This window comes from Microvirga thermotolerans (assembly GCF_009363855.1).
GTDB classification, from domain to species: domain Bacteria; phylum Pseudomonadota; class Alphaproteobacteria; order Rhizobiales; family Beijerinckiaceae; genus Microvirga; species Microvirga thermotolerans.
This window is the reverse complement of the sequence record NZ_CP045423.1, coordinates 1-17,556: the sequence shown is the minus strand read 5'-3', so window position 1 is coordinate 17,556 and position 17,556 is coordinate 1. Positions and strand designations below refer to the sequence as shown.

At 66.9% G+C, this 17,556-nt stretch carries 13 protein-coding genes; 6 read left to right on the top strand and 7 right to left on the bottom strand.

Going from position 1 to position 17,556, the window contains the following annotated elements; translation table 11 throughout:
- Nucleotides 1–6 precede the first annotated feature (6 nt).
- Entirely contained in the window at nucleotides 7–2,124 is a 2,118-nt protein-coding gene (locus GDR74_RS00065) for a heavy metal translocating P-type ATPase (protein WP_152584382.1), read from the bottom strand.
- A gap of 77 nt (nucleotides 2,125–2,201) precedes the next feature.
- Here GDR74_RS00065 and GDR74_RS00060 point away from each other — a divergent pair, with 77 nt between their 5' ends.
- The 5 genes from GDR74_RS00060 (at nucleotide 2,202) to GDR74_RS00040 (ending at nucleotide 8,340) form a co-directional block, all read left to right on the top strand.
- Nucleotides 2,202–2,618 carry a MerR family transcriptional regulator gene (locus GDR74_RS00060; protein WP_152584381.1) on the top strand — a complete coding sequence of 139 codons (417 nt, stop codon included), beginning with the start codon at nucleotides 2,202–2,204 and terminating at the stop codon, nucleotides 2,616–2,618.
- Between the two features lie 191 nt (nucleotides 2,619–2,809).
- Complete coding sequence (locus GDR74_RS00055) at nucleotides 2,810–3,418, top strand: hypothetical protein (protein WP_152584380.1); 609 nt, start codon at nucleotides 2,810–2,812, stop codon at nucleotides 3,416–3,418.
- 317 nt (nucleotides 3,419–3,735) lie between these two features.
- A complete protein-coding gene (locus GDR74_RS00050) occupies nucleotides 3,736–4,371 on the top strand; it encodes a hypothetical protein (protein ID WP_152584379.1) in 636 nt (211 codons plus the stop codon).
- Nucleotides 4,371–6,323 (top strand): ATP-binding protein, encoded by a 1,953-nt coding sequence (locus GDR74_RS00045; protein WP_152584378.1) that lies wholly within the window; start codon nucleotides 4,371–4,373, stop codon nucleotides 6,321–6,323. Before GDR74_RS00050 ends, GDR74_RS00045 begins: the two co-directional genes overlap by 1 nt.
- 4 nt (nucleotides 6,324–6,327) lie before the next feature.
- Nucleotides 6,328–8,340: a hypothetical protein gene (locus GDR74_RS00040; RefSeq protein WP_152584377.1), complete on the top strand. Its 2,013-nt coding sequence runs from the start codon at nucleotides 6,328–6,330 to the stop codon at nucleotides 8,338–8,340.
- A 347-nt stretch (nucleotides 8,341–8,687) separates the two neighbouring features.
- Here the strand turns inward: GDR74_RS00040 and gyrB are convergent, their stop codons facing one another.
- From gyrB to recF, 4 genes are all read right to left on the bottom strand, one after another.
- Complete coding sequence (gene gyrB, locus GDR74_RS00035) at nucleotides 8,688–11,114, bottom strand: DNA topoisomerase (ATP-hydrolyzing) subunit B (protein WP_152584376.1); 2,427 nt, start codon at nucleotides 11,112–11,114, stop codon at nucleotides 8,688–8,690.
- A 325-nt stretch (nucleotides 11,115–11,439) separates the two neighbouring features.
- A complete protein-coding gene (locus GDR74_RS00030; protein ID WP_152584375.1) occupies nucleotides 11,440–12,054 on the bottom strand; it encodes a LysE family translocator in 615 nt (204 codons plus the stop codon).
- Between the two features lie 115 nt (nucleotides 12,055–12,169).
- On the bottom strand, nucleotides 12,170–12,967 hold the full coding sequence (locus GDR74_RS00025; RefSeq protein ID WP_152584374.1) for a CPBP family glutamic-type intramembrane protease: 798 nt from the start codon (nucleotides 12,965–12,967) through the stop codon (nucleotides 12,170–12,172).
- Complete coding sequence (gene recF / locus GDR74_RS00020; RefSeq protein WP_152584373.1) at nucleotides 12,964–14,124, bottom strand: DNA replication/repair protein RecF; 1,161 nt, start codon at nucleotides 14,122–14,124, stop codon at nucleotides 12,964–12,966. The genes GDR74_RS00025 and recF overlap by 4 nt, the downstream gene beginning before the upstream one ends.
- 154 nt (nucleotides 14,125–14,278) lie before the next feature.
- Here recF and GDR74_RS00015 point away from each other — a divergent pair, with 154 nt between their 5' ends.
- The gene (locus tag GDR74_RS00015; protein ID WP_152584372.1) at nucleotides 14,279–14,632 is read left to right on the top strand and encodes an antibiotic biosynthesis monooxygenase family protein; all 354 of its coding nucleotides are present in this window, start codon (nucleotides 14,279–14,281) and stop codon (nucleotides 14,630–14,632) included.
- 13 nt (nucleotides 14,633–14,645) lie between these two features.
- Here the strand turns inward: GDR74_RS00015 and dnaN are convergent, their stop codons facing one another.
- Together dnaN and dnaA are read right to left on the bottom strand one after the other, a co-directional pair.
- The gene (gene dnaN, locus GDR74_RS00010) at nucleotides 14,646–15,764 is read right to left on the bottom strand and encodes a DNA polymerase III subunit beta (RefSeq protein ID WP_152584371.1); all 1,119 of its coding nucleotides are present in this window, start codon (nucleotides 15,762–15,764) and stop codon (nucleotides 14,646–14,648) included.
- A 180-nt stretch (nucleotides 15,765–15,944) separates the two neighbouring features.
- Nucleotides 15,945–17,456, bottom strand: a complete 1,512-nt coding sequence (dnaA, locus tag GDR74_RS00005) for a chromosomal replication initiator protein DnaA (protein WP_152584370.1) — start codon at nucleotides 17,454–17,456, stop codon at nucleotides 15,945–15,947.
- Nucleotides 17,457–17,556 lie beyond the last annotated feature (100 nt).

Genomic DNA, 17,556 nt, shown 5'->3' with positions numbered 1-17,556 from the left:
CCATCCTCACGCATTGCCGCGGAAGCGGAGCAGCCGCATGGCATTCGCAGTCACGAGGACGGTCGCGCCCGTGTCGGCGAGGATGGCCGGCCACAGGCCCGTGATCCCGAGGATGGTGGTCACCAGGAACACCGCCTTGAGCCCGAGCGCCACGACGATGTTCTGGCGGATGTTGCCCATCGTGGCCTTGGAGAGCGCGATCATGCGGCCGATGTCGAGCACGCGTCCATGCAGCACGGCGCCGTCCGCCGTCTCCAGGGCCACGTCGGTGCCGCCGCCCATGGCGATGCCGACATCGGCCGCCGCCAGCGCCGGGGCGTCGTTGATGCCGTCGCCGACCTTGGCGACCACCTGGCCCTGCGCCTTGAGCTCGTTCACGATCCGCAGCTTGTCCTGCGGCAGCAGATCGGCCCGGGGCTCGACACCCAGGCTGCGGGCGATGGCCGCCGCCGTCCTGGCGTTGTCGCCGGTGAGCATGATCGGCATGATCCCGCGGGCCTTGAGCGCCTTCAGGCCCTCCATCGCGTCCTCGCGGGGCTCGTCCCGCACCGCGATCAGCCCGACCGGCGCGTCGTTCACGAGGAGAACGGACACGGTCTTGCCCTCCTCCTGCAAGGCGCTGATGCGGGCAGCGGCCTCGGCCGGGAGAGGTGCGATGTCGGCCGCCGCCTTGGGCGAACCCAGATAGAGGCCGCGCCGGCGGAACCGGCCTTTCACCCCCTTGCCGCCGAGCGCCATGACGCCAACGGCGGGAGCGACCTCGATGCCCTCGGCCTGCGCCCGCGCCACGATGGCCTTGGCGATGGGATGGGAGGAAGTCGCGTCGAGGGCCGCCGCATCCTCCAGGACCTCCCGCTCCGTGCCCTGCAAGGCAACGACGTCGGTGACCTTGGGCTTTCCTTCAGTGAGGGTGCCGGTCTTGTCGAGGGCGACTGCGGTCACCTTGCCGAGGATCTCCAGGACTGCTCCGCCCTTGATCAGCAGCCCGCGCCGGGCGCCCGCCGCCAGACCCGCGGCAATGGCTGCCGGGGTGGAGATGACGAGGGCACAGGGGCAGCCGATCAGGAGCACGGCCAGTCCCTTGTAGACCCACTCGCCCCAGGGCTCCCCGGCCAGCAGCGGCGGCAGGATGGCCACAAGGGCGCCGACGACAAGCACGGCGGGGGTGTAGTAGCGCGAGAAGCGGTCGATGAAGCGCTCGGTCGGGGCCTTGGCCTCCTGCGCCTCCTCGACCAGGCGCACCACCCGGGCGATGGTGTTGTCCTGTGCCTCCGCGGTGACCCGCACCCGCAGGGTTCCGTCGGTGTTGATCGTGCCGGCGAAGACTGTTTCGCCCTCGCCCTTGCGCTTGGGCGTGCTCTCGCCCGTAACCGGAGCCTCGTCGATGGCGCTTTCGCCCGAGACGATGACACCGTCGGCCGGGACCCGGTCGCCGGGCCGGACGGCGATCACGTCGCCCACCGCGAGGCTCTCGGCCGCGACCTCCTCCAGAGTGCCGTTGCGCTCGATGAAGGCCGTCTTCGGCACCAGGCTGGTCAGGGAGCGGATGCTGGCCCGGGCCCGACCGGCAGCCACGCCCTCCAGGAGCTCGCCAACGAGGAACAGGAGCACCACAATGGCGGCCTCCTCGGTCTCGCCGATGATGACCGCGCCGACGGCGGCAATCGTCATCAGGGCCTCGATGGTGAAGGGAGCGCCGGCCAGCGCGGCGGAGGCAGCCCGGCGGGCAATCGGCACCAGGCCGATGGCCATGGCGGCGGTGTAGAGCCAGGCCTCGTAGCCCGGCAGGAGCGCGGCCAAGCCCCAAGCGGCTGCGAGGGCCAACCCGCAGAAGAGCGTCAGCCGCCCCTTGGGGGACCGCCACCAGGGGCCATCATCAACCTCATTCGCATGAGGGGGCCGAGCCTCCTCGCTGATGGGCGAGATGCCATAGCCGAGATCGCGGACCACCTTCTCGACCTGCTCGCCCGTGCTGGCTTCCGCCACCCGCAGGCGCAGGGTCTCGGTCGTGGTGGTGATGCTGATGTCGGAGACGCCGGGCACGCGGGTGAGCGCGGTCTCGATCTTGCGGGCGCAGCTGCCGCAGTCCATGCCTTCGACGCGGTAACGCAGACGATCACTCATTGCCAAAAATCCGATTCGATCCTATTTGCCGGGCAGGCTACAACCTCTAGCGGTTAGAGGTTCAAGAGGTTTTTTGCATGAATTTCGCAATTGGCGACCTTTCGCGGCTCACCGGGGTCAAGATCCCGACGATCCGGTACTACGAGCAGATCGGCCTCCTGCCGTCCCCGGTACGAACGGAGGGCCAGCAACGGCGCTATGGTCCGGCCGAGGTGCGCCGCCTCAACTTCATCCGCCACGCACGCGAACTCGGGTTCGAGGTTGATGCCATCCGGCAACTCCTGGGCCTCGCGGATGATCCCACCCGGTGCTGCGGCGAGGCCCATGAGATCACCAGGGCCCATCTCGATGAGGTGAACGACAAGATTGCCCGCCTGACCGCCCTGCGAGACGAGCTTGAGACCATGGTCGCCTGTGACAATCGGCTGGTGTCCGAGTGCCGGATCATCGAGGTCCTGGCCGATCATGGTCAGTGCGAGCACGCCAAGCACTGATCTTTCGTTGATCCCTGCGTGGAGCGGAGAGAAGATGGCTGGCGGAGCTCGCCATCAATGGATGGTGAAGTCCTTGGGTCGGGCGCTGATCGCGGGTTGCGCTTTCGGCCAGGAACGCCCGGGTGCCGTCCGGGCCTACGTTATCACAACCGTCTAAGGCAGCCTGCCGCAGGCGATCTGAAGGACCGCCAATGTCATGCTCCGACACCATCTTGGCTGCTGTTGATCGCTGGGGAGCCTCGACGCCGCAGAGACTGCTTCACAGGGGTTTGGTCGTCAGCATCGTCTGCGTCTTCTCCCTCGCCGCCAGCCCTGGCGGCGCGGCATCGAAGGTTGAGGAAGAAGCCCTCGCCAGTCTATTCCTTCGAACATGCCTGCGGCACATCGATGACGTATCACAACTGCCATCTCTCCTAGCATCCGAGGGTGGAAGGCGCGTCGAGAGTCCTGCCGAGAGCGCAGACAGCAAGCAAGGGCCGGCCGAGGTTGAAACCTGGGTCCTGGGCACCGGCGGGCTTCCGACCATCGTCCATCTCAAGCGAGGGACCCGGGATGGCCGTCGGTTCGCCCTGTGCTTTGCAAGGCGGGAGAACACGGACGTGTTTGATATCTCCGTCGACACCATCACCCGATCAGTTCCGGTCCGTCCAATCCGGCCGTCCAAGGAGGCCTTCACCATGCGCGCATCGTTCATGGTCGAGCGGAGCGGTCCTCTCCTGGTCGAGGTTTCGGCGGCCCAAGGACCGCTTGTCCGCTTTACGATGATTTCCGCGACGAAACTGCTTGGAACCACTCCGTGACAACCATGCCAGATGTCCAACAATCCAGTTGCCTCTGGGGATGTGGATAGGTCCTGGGTTCACCGTGGTCGCATGCCCCAAGCCAAGCATCTATGAAGAAAGTATTCCTCGGGGAAAGGCCGTCATGGACATTATGTTATGTGAAGTGGTACTGGCAACAGGATTGCTGACGAGGTTCCTGGGTTCGGTTCGATGCTGGATCATGGACCTCGCCAAAGTGTGCGTTTCCTTCACGTCATGTTGGCCAAGGCTCGCTGAGCCGATGGTCACCTGAAAGACAATCACATCGACTGCTGCGCTCTCCATCTCCTGTCCTGATGTCACAGATCGACTACCGCCGAAATGCTCTCCGCATCCTGTTCATCCTGGTGAAGGGTAGCCGACCAGCCCCTGGTGAGGCGGTTGATGGCTTCGATTATGTGTTTCGCGGCGAGACCAAGGTCCAGGCGCTCGATTTTTGGGTACGCTATCCCGACTACTTGGCCGACGAACTGATCTCCCTCTATGAGCGGACAGGCCTCGTCGAGCATCTCACGGCCGCGGAGCAAATCTTTGCCAATGAGGAGCCCGATCTGCGTCGGGTGCCCATGTTGCGTCTGTACTTCGGCGCCTATGAGCCGCTCGACACCGTGCTCGGTTATCTGAAAAGCAGGGGTCTGATCCTCCCCAGATCGCGCCCCATGGAAACAGGCAAGGACGAGCATGACTTTCTGGTGAGTGAGAAAGCTCGCGAGCTTATCCGGCAAATGGTGTCCAAGGTGCAGGAGCTTGCCTGGTACGATCAGCGGGTTGACCTTGTCCTTAAAGTCGCCGACGGCCGGGGCGGCTACGCCCTCAAGAAGCGGCAGCACGAACAAAAAGAATATCACGACGCGGCGCATGGGGATCTCATCCCAACAACGGCCGAGCGCGTCAGGCGGCGTCTCGCCGACCTGCTCGGGAGAGGTGGTTAATGGCAGACGAAGCACGCCGGATCGACGCCGGAACGCTGCTGGCGGAGATCGCAACGAAATCTGGACGCCCGGCCGAGGACGTCCGGGCGGCCCTGACCCGGCATGGTGTGTTCTTCCGGCCGTCCCTTGCCGTTCCGAAACGCCTCTGCATCCGTTCGCTCCGGTTCACCGGGATCAAGCAGGGCGAGAAGGCGGCCGGGCCCATCGATTTTACCTGGAATGACCTCGGTCCGGGCCTTTGGGCCATCACGAGCGGGCGGAACCTGCGGGGCAAATCGACCGTGCTGGGCATCATTCGCTGGTGCCTCAATGGCCGGCGGGGCGACGCCGTGCCGGGCGAGATGAAGGAATGGTTCCATACTGTCGAGTTGGGCTTCACGCTCGACGATCAAGGATATGAAGTCGAGATCGCCGATGCCATCGCCGGGACGGGCACCCTATGGCGGGTTGATGGAAGCACGAAGCGGAGCTTGGCCTCGTTTGCGTCCGAGGACGAGTTCGAGAGCACGATGTCGGACTTCTTCATGGGACAGCTTGGGCTCCAGCTTATTGTCTCTCACGCCGTGCAAGGGGATCGCAGCATCGATCAGCCCCATGATTGGGTATGGTTGTCCGGAGCCCTCGTGATCGAGCCAAACCCGACGGTTCTGTTCGGCGCGGTCGCGACCGGCGGGTTGGCGACCCGGATGATGCAGATGTATCTCGGCGTGCCCTGGACGAGCGCAAACAACGATATCGTCGCCGCACAGGGTCGGTTGCAAAACGAGGCACGGCAGACAACAGCCGCGTTTGATCGGACGCGCGAGCGCCGGCAGGCGAGGATCAAGGAACTGGACGCGGAGATTACGGATCTTCAAAGCAGGCTCAAGGCCCTGCCGTTGGAGGACGATCAGCGAGCCGAATTGCGTCGGGAAAGCGCCAAGTTCGCGGAAGCTGAGAAGCGCCGCCGATCCGCGCTCATGCTCCTGGCCAGCATTGAGGCCGATCTTGAAAGCGCCAAGGATGCTCATGCACGGGCTCGGCGGGACCTGCAGGATTTCAAGGACAGCCGGGCTGCAAATTACGTGTTTCGCTCGCTGGAGCCGGTTTGCTGCCCACGGTGTGACGAAGTTTTCGACGAGGTCCGGCGGGCGGAAACCCGCAACGACCATATCTGTTTGGTTTGCGGCACGCCCGAGGAGCCGGAAGCGGATCCGGGGACCCTTGAGGAGAGCCTCAAGGAGGCGGTAGCGGATGCCGAGCTTGAACTCGCTCGGCAACGCCAACGGCATGAGGCGCTGACGAAAACCATTGCGGACGCCGGCGACGCGATGGACGACGCCGAAGCAGCCTGTCGCGTCATTCAAGCTCGCCTCGCCGCCCCATCCGGGCGCCGGGACGTCGAGATCGACATCCTCCGAAAGCAAGCGCAGCGGGAAGAACTGGCCAAGGAGGACGCCGCAGCGCCATCGCCGAATGGTGACCTGGGCGTGCTTAAGGCCGCCGAGGAAGTGACCAAAGAAGCATACCGGCCTTTGCAGGACGATCTCCTTTCGGAGGTTTCCGGGTTGATCCAGGATTACGCGGTGCGCTTCGGGGTCGAAAGCCTGGAAAGCGTGAAGCTGCTCGGCAACACGAACCTGAGGTTGCACAAGGGCGGGCCGCCCGTCTACTTCGGCAAGCAGACGGCTGGGGAAAGGGTCCGTTTGAAGGTTGCTGCGACTCTTGCCATCATGAAAGTGGCGCAGACGCGGGGACTGGGCCGTCATCCAGGACTCCTCCTGATCGACTCCCCGGGAGCGAATGAGATGGTGCCTCAGGACTTCGACCGCCTGATCTCAGGCTTGGCCGAACTCAGCGGCGAGATTCCCCACCTCCAAGTCTTGGTCGCCGCGGTGAACAGCGAAACCATCCAAAACCATGTGCCACCAGAACGGCGCCGGAGCGCCGCGGGCGATGAATACCTCTGGTAGCCGGATGAGCCGTCTTGACCAGGCAATGACGGTCGCGCTGCAAGCAGGACGAACGCCGTCATCCTCCGGTTTCGGCGGCCTGTCCGCCCTTCTGGCCGAGGTTGAGGTGGTTGCCCAATCGCCGTTCGCGGCCGAGTTTGTGACGCTTGTCATGGACGAGGCGGATGCGGTGGATGGCGCCGCGCCGGAGTTTGTCACAGGAGTTATCGAGCGGCTTCAAAATGATTTCGCCATCAGCTCCATCGTTGACATCCTGGCGGACCGACCGCCCTTGCCGCCCATCTTTGAACAACGTTGCTTCAGGGCTTGGCTCAGGTTGGCATCCTCACGGGAGGCGGCGGTAAGTGTCAGGACAGCCGCCTTGCGGGGCGCGCTCCTCATGAAGAGGGGGAGCCAACGGCGTGCCCTTGAACTCGCCGGCAGGGTGGCGGCCAGCGATCTCGACGATGATCCACATTACCTTGCCCATGCCGCCCGGATCGGTGGACTTCTCCACTCTGAAGCCCCGAATGGCGGGATCGTCGAATTCTTGGAGGCTCTCCGGGACATCGATGGCGCGGCGGACGAGGCCGCGTTCGAACTGGGATTGCATGAGATTGCCGCGGCGTTCAACGGCAGCGGCACGGACGAGATCCGCGGCCACTTCGATGCGGCACGGTCGTGGTTTGAGATCTCATCCGCCAAGCGGGAGTCCCGCTCCGACGCAAAGGTCCTGTCGCTTGCCATTGGCGTGTTAAGCGACTTTCACGATGATCGCCCTGTTGCCTCATCCGAGCGTCTGGACGAACTCAGCCGTGAGGCGTTCGCCTATTCGGCCTATGCTGGCTACCAGGCCGATTTTCTCCAGGGCCTGAAGGCAGCCCAAGTGGCGGCCTGGGCTTCGTTGTCGTTTCGCCTTCACACCGTCGTTGAAAGCCTCGCCCAACCGGGGTGGCTGGACGCGGCGCAGGTCATCGAAAGCGAGTTGCTCACCGTGTACACGGCAAGCAGGACGATCTTTCGGAAAGGGAGCGACGGTGGGGTTGAACGCATCGTCAGACCACGGATCGAGCAGGAAATCTCCAAGAACCGGTCCCAGCTCTTTGTTCTCAGGGAATGGCTCAAGACCAAAGGGATGACCGAGCTTGGTCCCGCGGCCGCCGGACTGTTGGAGAGGGCAGAGGCTGCGTTGATCGGAGACGTCACACCGGACCCTAAGATGGCGGCGACTGTGAGCCCCACGGTCGCCGCCATTCTGGGATCGGGCGATCTGGACTATGAAGCCCAGCAGAGGATCGTCCAAGAGGTTGTCGCCGCATCGGCCTCTCTGGAACAGAGGCAAATATCGCCTCCAATGGCCGAGGCCCTCCACCGGATTGAGCAAGCCTTCCAGGAAGTTCCGGAGTTCAGGTCGAACCCGGAGGTGCGAGCCCTCGTGCTCTCCGTCGTTTGGAAAACCCTGTTATTTCTGGAGGGGCGGCTTGATCCAACCATCGGGGTCGACCCGACCGTGAAGTATCTGTTCCTTCTCCCCAACCAACCCGATCCGCTGGAGAAGGAGCTCCAAGCGGATTTCATGAGGTTTATGCGGACGGCGAAGTTTGGCACGGTCGATGAATGGCGTGGCATCGGTGGCGGGCGTGCCGACGTCGTGCACCAGCTGAACGGGATTAGGTTCGTGACAGAGGTGAAGCGGGAGCTAGAGGATGCCTCCTTTCCCAATCTCCTGAGGTCCTATGGTGACCAGACCGCGCTTTACCAAACGACCAACATACCGGTCGGCATCCTGCTCGTCCTCGACCTGACAACCCGGGATGGCAAGCCAGACCACTTCAAGCAGCTCTACAAACCGATTGTCGGTAACCTCCTCAATGACGGCACCACCCGCGGGGTGCTCGTCGTCAAAATCCCGGCAAGAAAGATCACGCCAAGCGGTGCGACTGAGAAAGCGAAAAAGCTCAAGACGGGGAAGGGGGCTACAACGAAGCAGAACCGAAGCGGGAGCACTCGGAAAGGGAGCAAAGCAGCTCCGCGCTAAGCCGGGCAATGGGATCTTGGGCTCACCCGGTCGACTTCCGGGAAGACTTGCCACAGTCCCTGGAGGGGAAACGAGGAGGAGGCGCAACAAGCCAGTCACGATCCCCGATAAGAGAACGGCGCACCTTAGGGCGCGCCGTTGCAGTTCCAATTCCGGTCCAGCCGCTTTTCCCTCGTGCGCTGTCCATTCGCACGGGCAACGCCGTTAACCTTGGGCTCCTGTGCGGCTTTGCGGATCTAAGTCCTTGTGCCACAATAATAAAGGAGGGCAGTTCGTTTGGTGGAAAGTTTCGCAATATTTGCTGGTCGATTTCTCATTTATTGCGTGACTGTCCACGATTCAGGCCGTCAGACGTCGAGGTTCGCCACGGAGAGGGCGTTCTCCTGGATGAACTCGCGGCGCGGCTCCACGACGTCGCCCATGAGCTTCACGAACAGGTCGTCCGCGTCGGTCACGTCCTTCACCTTGACCTGCAGCAGCGAGCGCACGTCGCGGTCGAGGGTCGTCTCCCAGAGCTGCTGCGCCGTCATCTCGCCGAGGCCCTTGTAGCGCTGCAGCTGCAGTCCCTTGCGGCCGGAGGCGAGCACGGAGGTGAACAGGGTCAGGGGGCCGTCGATGGACGTCTCCTCGCCCTTGCGCACCAGGGTCGCGGGCTTCGCGTAGACGTCCTGCAGGGAGGCCGCGCGCTCGTCGAGCCGCTTGGCCTCCTGGCTGGCGATGAGCCCCTGGTCCAGGGTCACGACCTGCCGCACGCCGCGCACGGTGCGCGCGAAGACATAGCCGCCCTCCCGCACCTCGCCCGTCCAGCCGCGCTCGATCTCCTCTGAGATCGCATCGAGGCGCTGGGCGATGTAGGCCGCAGCCGCGGAGCCGCGCTCGGGATCCTCCGCCACGTCGGGCCGCAGGGCTCCGGCGATCGCCGCCTGCTCCACCACCTTGCGGTCGTAGCGCGAGTGGAGGTTCGAGAGGACTTGGCGCACGAAGCGGGCTTCGTCGATCAGGCCCTTCAGCTGGTCGCCCTGGAACGTCAGCCCGGATTCGAGGCGAAGGCTCGCTCCCTCCGTGCCCGCGTCGATCAGGAAGTCTTCGAGCGCCCGCTCGTCCTTCAGGTAGATCGCCTGCTTGCCGCGGCTCGCCTTGTAGAGCGGCGGCTGGGCGATGTAGAGGTGCCCGCGCTCGATCAGCTCCGGCATCTGCCGGAAGAAGAAAGTGAGCAGCAGGGTGCGGATGTGCGAGCCGTCCACGTCCGCGTCGGTCATGATGATGATGCGGTGGTAGCGCAGCTTGTCGGGGTTGAACTCCTCGCGCCCGATGCCGGTGCCGAGCGCGGTGATCAGGGTGCCGATCTCCTGGCTCGAGAGCATCTTGTCGAAACGGGCCCGCTCCACGTTCAAAATCTTGCCGCGCAGGGGCAGGACCGCCTGGAACGTGCGGTCGCGGCCCTGCTTTGCGGAGCCGCCGGCGGAATCGCCCTCGACGAGCAGCAGCTCGCATTTCGAGGGGTCGCGCTCCTGGCAGTCCGCGAGCTTTCCGGGCAGCGAGGCGATGTCGAGCGCGCCCTTGCGGCGGGTGAGCTCGCGCGCCTTGCGGGCGGCCTCGCGGGCGGCGGCCGCCTCCACCACCTTGCCCACGAGGGTCTTGGCCTCGGCCGGGTGCTCCTCGAGCCAGGCGTTGAGGGCCTCGTTGACCACGTTCTCCACGGCGGGCCGCACCTCGGAGGAGACGAGCTTGTCCTTCGTCTGGGACGAGAACTTCGGATCGGGCACCTTCACGGACACGATGGCCGTGAGGCCCTCGCGGCAGTCGTCGCCGGTCAGGGAGACCTTCTCCTTCTTCGTCAGGCCCGAGGATTCCGCATAGCCGTTGACCTGCCGGGTCAGGGCCGCGCGGAAGCCCGCGAGATGGGTGCCGCCATCCCGCTGCGGAATGTTGTTCGTGAAGCAGAGCACGCTCTCGTGGTAGGAATCGTTCCACCACAGGGCGACCTCGACCCCGATGCCGTCCTTCTCGGAGCGGATGACGATCGGCTTCTGGATCAGCGGGGTCTTGGCGCGGTCGAGATAGCGCACGAAGGCCTCCACGCCGCCCTCGTACATCAGCTCCTCGCGCTTGCGCTCCGCATGGCGGTTGTCGGTCAGGACGATGCGCACGCCGGAATTCAGGAAGGCGAGCTCGCGCAGGCGGTGCTCCAGGGTGGCGTAGTCGAACTCCACCATGCTGAAGGTCTCGGGGCTCGGCAGGAAGGTCACCTCCGTGCCGCGCTTGTCCGGCGCGTCGCCCACGACGGCGAGCGGGGCCACCGCATCGCCGTTGCGGAACTCCATGAAGTGTTCCTTGCCGTTGCGGAAAATGCGCAGCTTCAGCCAGGTCGAGAGAGCGTTCACCACGGACACGCCGACCCCGTGCAGGCCGCCGGAGACCTTGTAGGAGTTCTGGTCGAACTTCCCGCCCGCGTGCAGCTGGGTCATGATGACCTCGGCCGCCGAGACGCCCTCGCCCGGGTGGATGTCGGTGGGAATGCCGCGCCCGTTGTCCGTCACGGTCACGGACCCGTCCGCGTTGAGCGTGACCGTCACCTCGGTGGCATGGCCGGCCAGCGCCTCGTCGATGGCGTTGTCCACCACCTCGTAGACCATGTGGTGCAGGCCCGAGCCGTCGTCGGTATCGCCGATATACATGCCCGGCCGCTTGCGAACCGCATCCAGGCCTTTCAGCACCTTGATCGATTCCGCGCCGTAGGCGTCGGCATTCACGTTGATTGCGGGTTCCGCCATTGAGGATCCTTCGGGCGCGCAGGATGATCGGGATGAAAAGCGCGCCTTGAGTTTGATTCGTTAGATCAACTATTTAGTCGTTCCCGCTTGAAATTTCACCCCCACGCGCGTACGCGCGCGCGAAAAAGCGGCGGGAATCCACGAAAAACACCGGCCCGCGGCGCCTCGAGGGCGTTTCCCTGCGCCGAGGCCGCGGCCAGGCTCGCCACGGCCTCGCCGGCGGGGGCAGCCGACGGCCGCGAAGAACTGCGCCGGGCCTTGCGGAAAAGATGCCGCAATCGAAACGCGAAGCCCCGGACGCGAACCTGGATCCGCGCCCGATGCTTCAGCGCGCCGCGATGGCCGCCGCGGCGCCCGCCATGACGGCCCCCGTGCCGCGGTTGAGGGCGCGCAGGGCCCTGGGGCTCGTGAAGAGCCGCCGGGCGCGGGCCGCGAGGCCGATATAGATCGCGAAGACCACTCCCAGAACCGCGAAGGTGGCCGCCACCAGTTCCGCATAGCCGAGCATCGTGACCTGGGTCAGGTCCAGGATGGTCGGGAGCAGTGCGAGATAGAACACGATGGGCTTCGGATTGCCGAGGGTGAGGGCGAGCCCGCCCAGCAGGAGCCTCACCGGGCTCTCGGCGGCGACGTCGGCGCGCGTGTCGAGGGCCTCCGCCGGAGCCGTCCAGAGCCTGTAGGCCATGTAGAGGAGATAGGCCGCGCCGGCCCACTTGATGATCAGGAACACCCCGTGGAAGGCCTGGGCGAGGGCGGCGAGGCCGAGGACCGCGAAGGTCAGCCACACCACGTCGCCGAGGGCCACCCCGATGCTGAACGCCACCGCCCCCTGCGGCCCCCGCCCCAGGACGCGGGCCACGATGGCGGCGATGCCCGGGCCGGGCGAGGCGGCGGCGATGAAGAGGGCCGTGGCGAAGACGATCAGGCCTGCGAGGTCCATGGCGGTGCGACCGGATGAGGAAACGATTTTGCGGCGCAGTATAGCCCGTGCGCAACAAGGCGCCACCGACGAATCGTGATGGGCCCCATCGCGCCGGACGCGGCCGAAGCGCCCGTCAGGACGCGAGGCCCGGCGCGAGGCGCAGGAGGAGGGGCGTCGCGGTCCAGAACGTCACGTGGCTCGCCGCATGGGCGAGCATGGCGTGTTCCAGGCTGTGCCGTGCATAGAGCCAGCCGAAGAGGAGGCCCAGGGCCCCGTTGAGGACGAGCGTCCTGACGGTCAGGATCTCCCGCGCCGGGTCTGCCGCCGTCGCGAGCGCGCCGAGATGGCCCGCCGCGAAGGCGAGGGCCGCGAGCGCGACGGCAAGCCCCGTGACGGCGATGCGTCCGCGGCCCCCGGTGAGGCGAAGGCCCAGCCAGAGCAGGAGGCTCATCAGCCCGAACCGCATCATCAGCTCTTCCGTGATCCCGCCGTAGAGGAGGCCGAGGGCGCGGCCGCCGGGGGAGACCTCGTCCAAGCGGGGAAGGCCCGCGAAGGCCTGCGGAAACGCGCTCCGGAACAGGAGGTCGGCCGCCGCCGCGGCGGAGGCGAGGAGGACCGCCAGCACAAGGGTGGAGCCCCAGGCTCCCACGGCCGGACCGCCCCTCCCTCCGCGGAGACGGCTCAGGAGGAGAGAGTGCAGGCAGGCCTTCTCGGAAAGCGCGACGCCGAGCGCGACGGCCGCGAGGAGCAGCGCCGTCGGCTGGACGAGGAGGAGCGCAGCGAGGCCCGCATCCGGAAGGTCCGGGGCATCGGGCATGCGGCGGAGCCGGGCGATGCTCTCCCCGAGCACGGGCACGAGGGAGGCGATGCCTGCGAGCCCCAGGCCGCTCAAGGCGAGAAAGGGCTTCAGGAAACGGTCGGTCGCGCTCATGCGACGGCGAGCGGCTCGATCCGCCCCGGAGAGACCTGGAGGATGTCCGCCCGCCCTTCGAGCTCGCCGAAAAGGCCCGGATCCGCCCCGGTCATCCAGACCTGGCCGCCGAGCGATTCCAGGGTGTCGAACAGGCCGGCCCTGCGGCGCGGGTCGAGATGGGCGGCGACCTCGTCCAGCAGGATGAAGGGCGCGATTCCGCTCATGCCGCCCACGAGCCGCGCATGGGCGAGGACGAGGCCGATGAGCAGCGCCTTCTGCTCGCCCGTGGAGGCCATGGCGGCCGGGATGTCCTTGGGGCCGTGGCGCACGAGGAGGTCCGTGGCCTGGGGGCCGACCAGGGTGCGTCCGGCCGCCCGGTCGCGGGGGCGGGACTCGCGCAGGAGGGCCCGGTAGCGGTCCTCCGCGTCGACGGCGGGCAGGGTGGCGACCAGGGCGTCGATCTCTCCCTCCAGGGTCAGGGTGGCGAAGGGGAACGGCGAGGCTTCGTCCCGCGTCGCCAGGATGAGGGCCGCGAGCCGCTCCACCGTCTCCCGGCGGGCGGCGGCCACGGCGATGGCGAGCTCCGCCGCCTCCCGCTCCAGGGCGTCGAGCCAGAGGCGGTCGTCGGGCGTCTCCTCCAGCACCCTGTTGCGCGAACGCAGGGCGCGCTCCAGGGCGTTGACCCGGGCGCCGTGCTCGGCGTCGACCGCGAGCACCAGCCGGTCCAGGAAGCGGCGCCTGTCGCCCGGGGGCCCGCGGAAGAGGCCGTCCAGGTCGGGCGTGAGCCACACGAGGCGCAGGTGCTCCGCGAAGGCGGCGGGAGAGGCGGCGGGTAGTCCGTCGATGCGGCAGATCCGCGAGGCGCGGGTCTCCCCGTCGGGCCGGTCGAGCCCGGTGCCGAGCCGGTGCTCGCCGTAAGGGGTCTCCAGGGCGACGGAGATGGCGAACGAGCCCGGCCCGCCCTGGCGGGCCATGTCGGTCAGCTCCGCCCGGCGCAGGCCCCGCCCCGGCATGAAGAGGGAGATCGCCTCGAGCACGTTGGTCTTTCCGGCGCCGTTCTCGCCCACCAGCGCCACGAGGGGGCGCGAGACCTCGAGCTCCAGGCGCGGATAGGTGCGGAAATCCTGGAGCGTCAGGTGCGTGATGAGGGAGGCGGCGGGAGAGGCGGGGGGCATGGCGGGTCCGACGCCCCTTTTCCGGGAGTCCTTACGAAAGATCAAGCACAACCCGGGCGCCGCCACGTTTCGGCGCCCGCCGGAGCGTCCGTGCGCGACAGGGGCGCGCTCCCGTGGGATGTTCGCGTTTTCGGGCGACGGAAGGAGGGTTTGAATGATCGCCGTGATATTCGAAGTGGAGCCGCGGGAGGGATGCAGGGAGGCCTATCTCGCGCTCGCCGCCTCCCTGCGGCCGCTCCTCGACGGCATCGACGGGTTCATCTCCGTCGAGCGGTTCGAGAGCCTGACACAGCCGGGAAAGATCCTGTCCCTGTCGTTCTGGCGCGACGAGGACGCGGTGAAGGCATGGCGGCTCCAGGCCGAGCACCGCCTCGCCCAGACCCGCGGCCGCGGGGCGATCTTCCGCGGCTATCGCCTGCGCGTCGCCGCGGTCCTGCGCGATTACGGCCTAACGGAGAGGGAGCAGGCTCCTGCCGACCTCCTGGACGCGCCCGCCGCGCCGTCCTGACCGGCCGGCGGCCTCAGACGCGCATCGGCATCAGCACGTAGAGGGCGGACGCGCCCTCGCGGTCCTGCACCACCGTGGGCGAGCCGGGATCGGCCAGCTTGAAGAGGGCCGTGTCGCCGTCGAGCTGCGCGGTGATGTCGAGAAGGTAGCGGGCGTTGAAGCCGATATCGATGGGAGCGGAATCGTAATCGACCTCGATCTCCTCCGTCGCGCTGCCGGAATCCGGGTTGTTGACGGACAGGGTCAGGCGGCCGTCGTTGAGGGCGAGCTTCACCGCCCGTCCGCGCTCGGAGGAAATGGTCGAGACGCGGTCCACCGCCTTCGCGAAATCGGCGCGCTCCACCGTGAGGAGCTTGTCGTTCGCGGAGGGGATGACGCGCTGATAGTCCGGGAAGGTGCCGTCGATCAGCTTGGAGGTGAGCACGACGCCGTCGAAGGTGAGGCGGATCTTGGCGGAGGAGAGCTCCACCGTCACGTTCTCGCTGCCGTCCTCCACGAGCTTGACGATCTCGGCCACGGCCTTGCGCGGAACGATGACGCCGGGCATGCCCTCCGACCCCTTCGGCGCCGGCATCTCGACCCGGGCGAGGCGGTGCCCGTCCGTCGCCACCGCCCGCAGCACGGGAGCGCCGGACACGTCGAGGGTGTGGAGGAAAATGCCGTTGAGATAGTAGCGCGTCTCCTCCGTGGAGATGGCGAACTGGGTCTTCTCGATCAGGCGCTTGAGATCGGCGGCGGGCAGGGTGAAGCGGTGCGGCAGCTCGCCGGCGGCGAGGTCGGGGAAGTCGCTCTCGGGCAGCGCCTGCAGCATGAAGCGCGAGCGGCCGGAGCGGATCTGCATCTGGCCCGCGTCCCCGGGCGTTTCGAGGGAGACCTGGGCGCCTTCGGGCAGCTTGCGGACGATGTCGTAGATCACGTAGGCGGGGACCGTGGTCGAGCCCGCGTCGGTGATGTCGGCCGGAATCGTCTCCGTCACCTCGATGTCGAGGTCCGTCGCCTTGAGGCGGAGGGTTCCTTCCTCGGCGCGCAGGAGGACGTTGGACAGGATCGGGATGGTGTTGCGCCGCTCGACGACGCGGTGAACGTGCCCGAGCGCCTTGAGGAGAGCGGCTCGCTCGACGGTAACTCTCATGGTCCAACACCCATTCTCGTTGGAATTATTGGCCGGCCATCCGGCAGGTGGACGGAGCCTAAGGGCCGGCAAGATTGGCGAAGGTCGGCGGCAAAAGCAAGCTCCGGCCCAGCTTTCCCCAGCTCGGCCCGCTCCAGGCCCGATCCGGGCGGCGCGGCGGCCGCCCGCGGTGCGGGCCGCCTATTCCTGCAGCATGCGCTTAAGGAGCTCGACCTCGTCGGACAGGGCGTTGTCCTCCCCGAGCGCCTTCTCGATCTTGCGCACCGCGTGGAGCACGGTGGTGTGGTCGCGCCCGCCGAACCGGCGACCGATCTCCGGCAGGGAGCGCAGGGTGAGCACCTTCGAGAGGTACATGGCGATCTGCCGGGGCCTGACCACGGCGGCGGTGCGGCGCTCGGACAGGATGTCGGAGCGGGAGACGTTGTAGCGGGAGGCCACCAGCTTCTGGATGTCCTCGATCTTGACCCGCTTCGGCTCCCGGTTGCGCACCAGGTCGCGGATCGCCGCCTCGGCGGTCTCCAGGGTGATGGCCGAGCCGGTGAGGGTGGCGTGGGCCAGGAGGCGGTTCACCGCGCCCTCCAGGTCGCGGCCGTTCGCGGTGATGGCGCGGGCCACGTAGGAAATGACGTTCGGGCTCACCTCGAAGGTCGGGTGGATCGCCTTCAGCGCCTCGATGCGGGTGGTGAGGATCGAGGCGCGCAGGGCCTCGTCCAGGGCGCCCACCTCGACCACCAGGCCTCCGGCGAGGCGCGAGCGCACGCGCTCGTCGAGGCTCTCGAGATCCGCCGGCGGGCGGTCGGCGGCGACCACGATCTGGCGGCCTGAATCGATCAGGGCGTTCAGGGTGTGGCCGAACTCCTGCTGGATCTGCTTGCCCTGGATGAACTGCACGTCGTCGAGGATCAGCAGGTCGATGCCGCGCAGGCGCTCCTTGAAGGCGAGGGAGGTCTGCGCCTTCAGGGAGGCGACGAAGCCGTACATGAAGCGGTCGGCGGTGAGGTAGATCACCCGGCGGCCCTGCGCCCGCACCGCGTGTCCGATGGCGTGGAGGAGGTGGGTCTTCCCGAGGCCGACGCCGGCGTGGAGATAGAGTGGGTTGTAGATCGCCTGGCCGTTCGGGGCCTGGGCGACCCGGTCGGCCGCCGCATGGGCGAGGGCGTTGGAGCGGCCGACGATGAAGCTGTCGAAGGTGAGGCGCGGATCGAGCGGGGCGCCGCCGAGATCGGCCGCGTCGCTCCGGTCCTCCTGGTGGGCCGCGGGGGCCGGCTTGGGCTCGTGGGTCGCCGGTGCGCCGGCCGGAGCCGCGGCCGCGCCCGGAGCGGCGCTCGGCCGCGCGGCCTCGACGGGGCGGCGCATCGCGGCCGCGTCGCGACCGACGGTGCTGCGCACGCCGATCACCACGCGCTCCACGTCCTTCGCCTCGGCCCGGTAGAGGGTGAGGACCCGGTCCGTGTAGTGGGACTCGATCCAGCTCTTCAGAAACCGGGTGGGGACCGTCAGGTAGGCACAGCCGTCGATCACCGCATCGAGTTCGAGGCGGCCGAACCAGCTGGCGAAGATGTCCTCGCCCAGTTCCGCCCGGAGCCGCCGCTTGACCCGGGCCCAGGTCTCGGCCGCGTTCTGCTCGCCGGATGCCTCGACGCCGCTCTCGCTCGGAGCGGCAAAGGTGCGATGATCCTCGCTGCGATACATCAATATCCTCCAAGAGGCTCTCTCCGTTCCGGCGGAGAGCCCCTACGCCACGGCCTGTCCCCAACGTCGGGGACAGACTTACACCAGGTCTCTACAAGAC

Bases quoted from the DNA above. Each gene is read 5' to 3' on its own strand.
- dnaA (WP_152584370.1), bottom strand. From the start codon at position 17,456: ATGTATCGCAGCGAGGATCATCGCACCTTTGCCGCTCCGAGCGAGAGC.
- GDR74_RS00055 (WP_152584380.1), top strand. From the start codon at position 2,810: ATGTCATGCTCCGACACCATCTTGGCTGCTGTTGATCGCTGGGGAGCC.
- gyrB (WP_152584376.1), bottom strand. From the start codon at position 11,114: ATGGCGGAACCCGCAATCAACGTGAATGCCGACGCCTACGGCGCGGAA.
- GDR74_RS00065 (WP_152584382.1), bottom strand. From the start codon at position 2,124: ATGAGTGATCGTCTGCGTTACCGCGTCGAAGGCATGGACTGCGGCAGC.
- GDR74_RS00060 (WP_152584381.1), top strand. From the start codon at position 2,202: ATGAATTTCGCAATTGGCGACCTTTCGCGGCTCACCGGGGTCAAGATC.
- GDR74_RS00040 (WP_152584377.1), top strand. From the start codon at position 6,328: ATGAGCCGTCTTGACCAGGCAATGACGGTCGCGCTGCAAGCAGGACGA.
- GDR74_RS00025 (WP_152584374.1), bottom strand. From the start codon at position 12,967: ATGAGCGCGACCGACCGTTTCCTGAAGCCCTTTCTCGCCTTGAGCGGC.
- GDR74_RS00015 (WP_152584372.1), top strand. From the start codon at position 14,279: ATGATCGCCGTGATATTCGAAGTGGAGCCGCGGGAGGGATGCAGGGAG.
- GDR74_RS00045 (WP_152584378.1), top strand. From the start codon at position 4,371: ATGGCAGACGAAGCACGCCGGATCGACGCCGGAACGCTGCTGGCGGAG.
- recF (WP_152584373.1), bottom strand. From the start codon at position 14,124: ATGCCCCCCGCCTCTCCCGCCGCCTCCCTCATCACGCACCTGACGCTC.
- GDR74_RS00050 (WP_152584379.1), top strand. From the start codon at position 3,736: ATGTCACAGATCGACTACCGCCGAAATGCTCTCCGCATCCTGTTCATC.
- dnaN (WP_152584371.1), bottom strand. From the start codon at position 15,764: ATGAGAGTTACCGTCGAGCGAGCCGCTCTCCTCAAGGCGCTCGGGCAC.
- GDR74_RS00030 (WP_152584375.1), bottom strand. From the start codon at position 12,054: ATGGACCTCGCAGGCCTGATCGTCTTCGCCACGGCCCTCTTCATCGCC.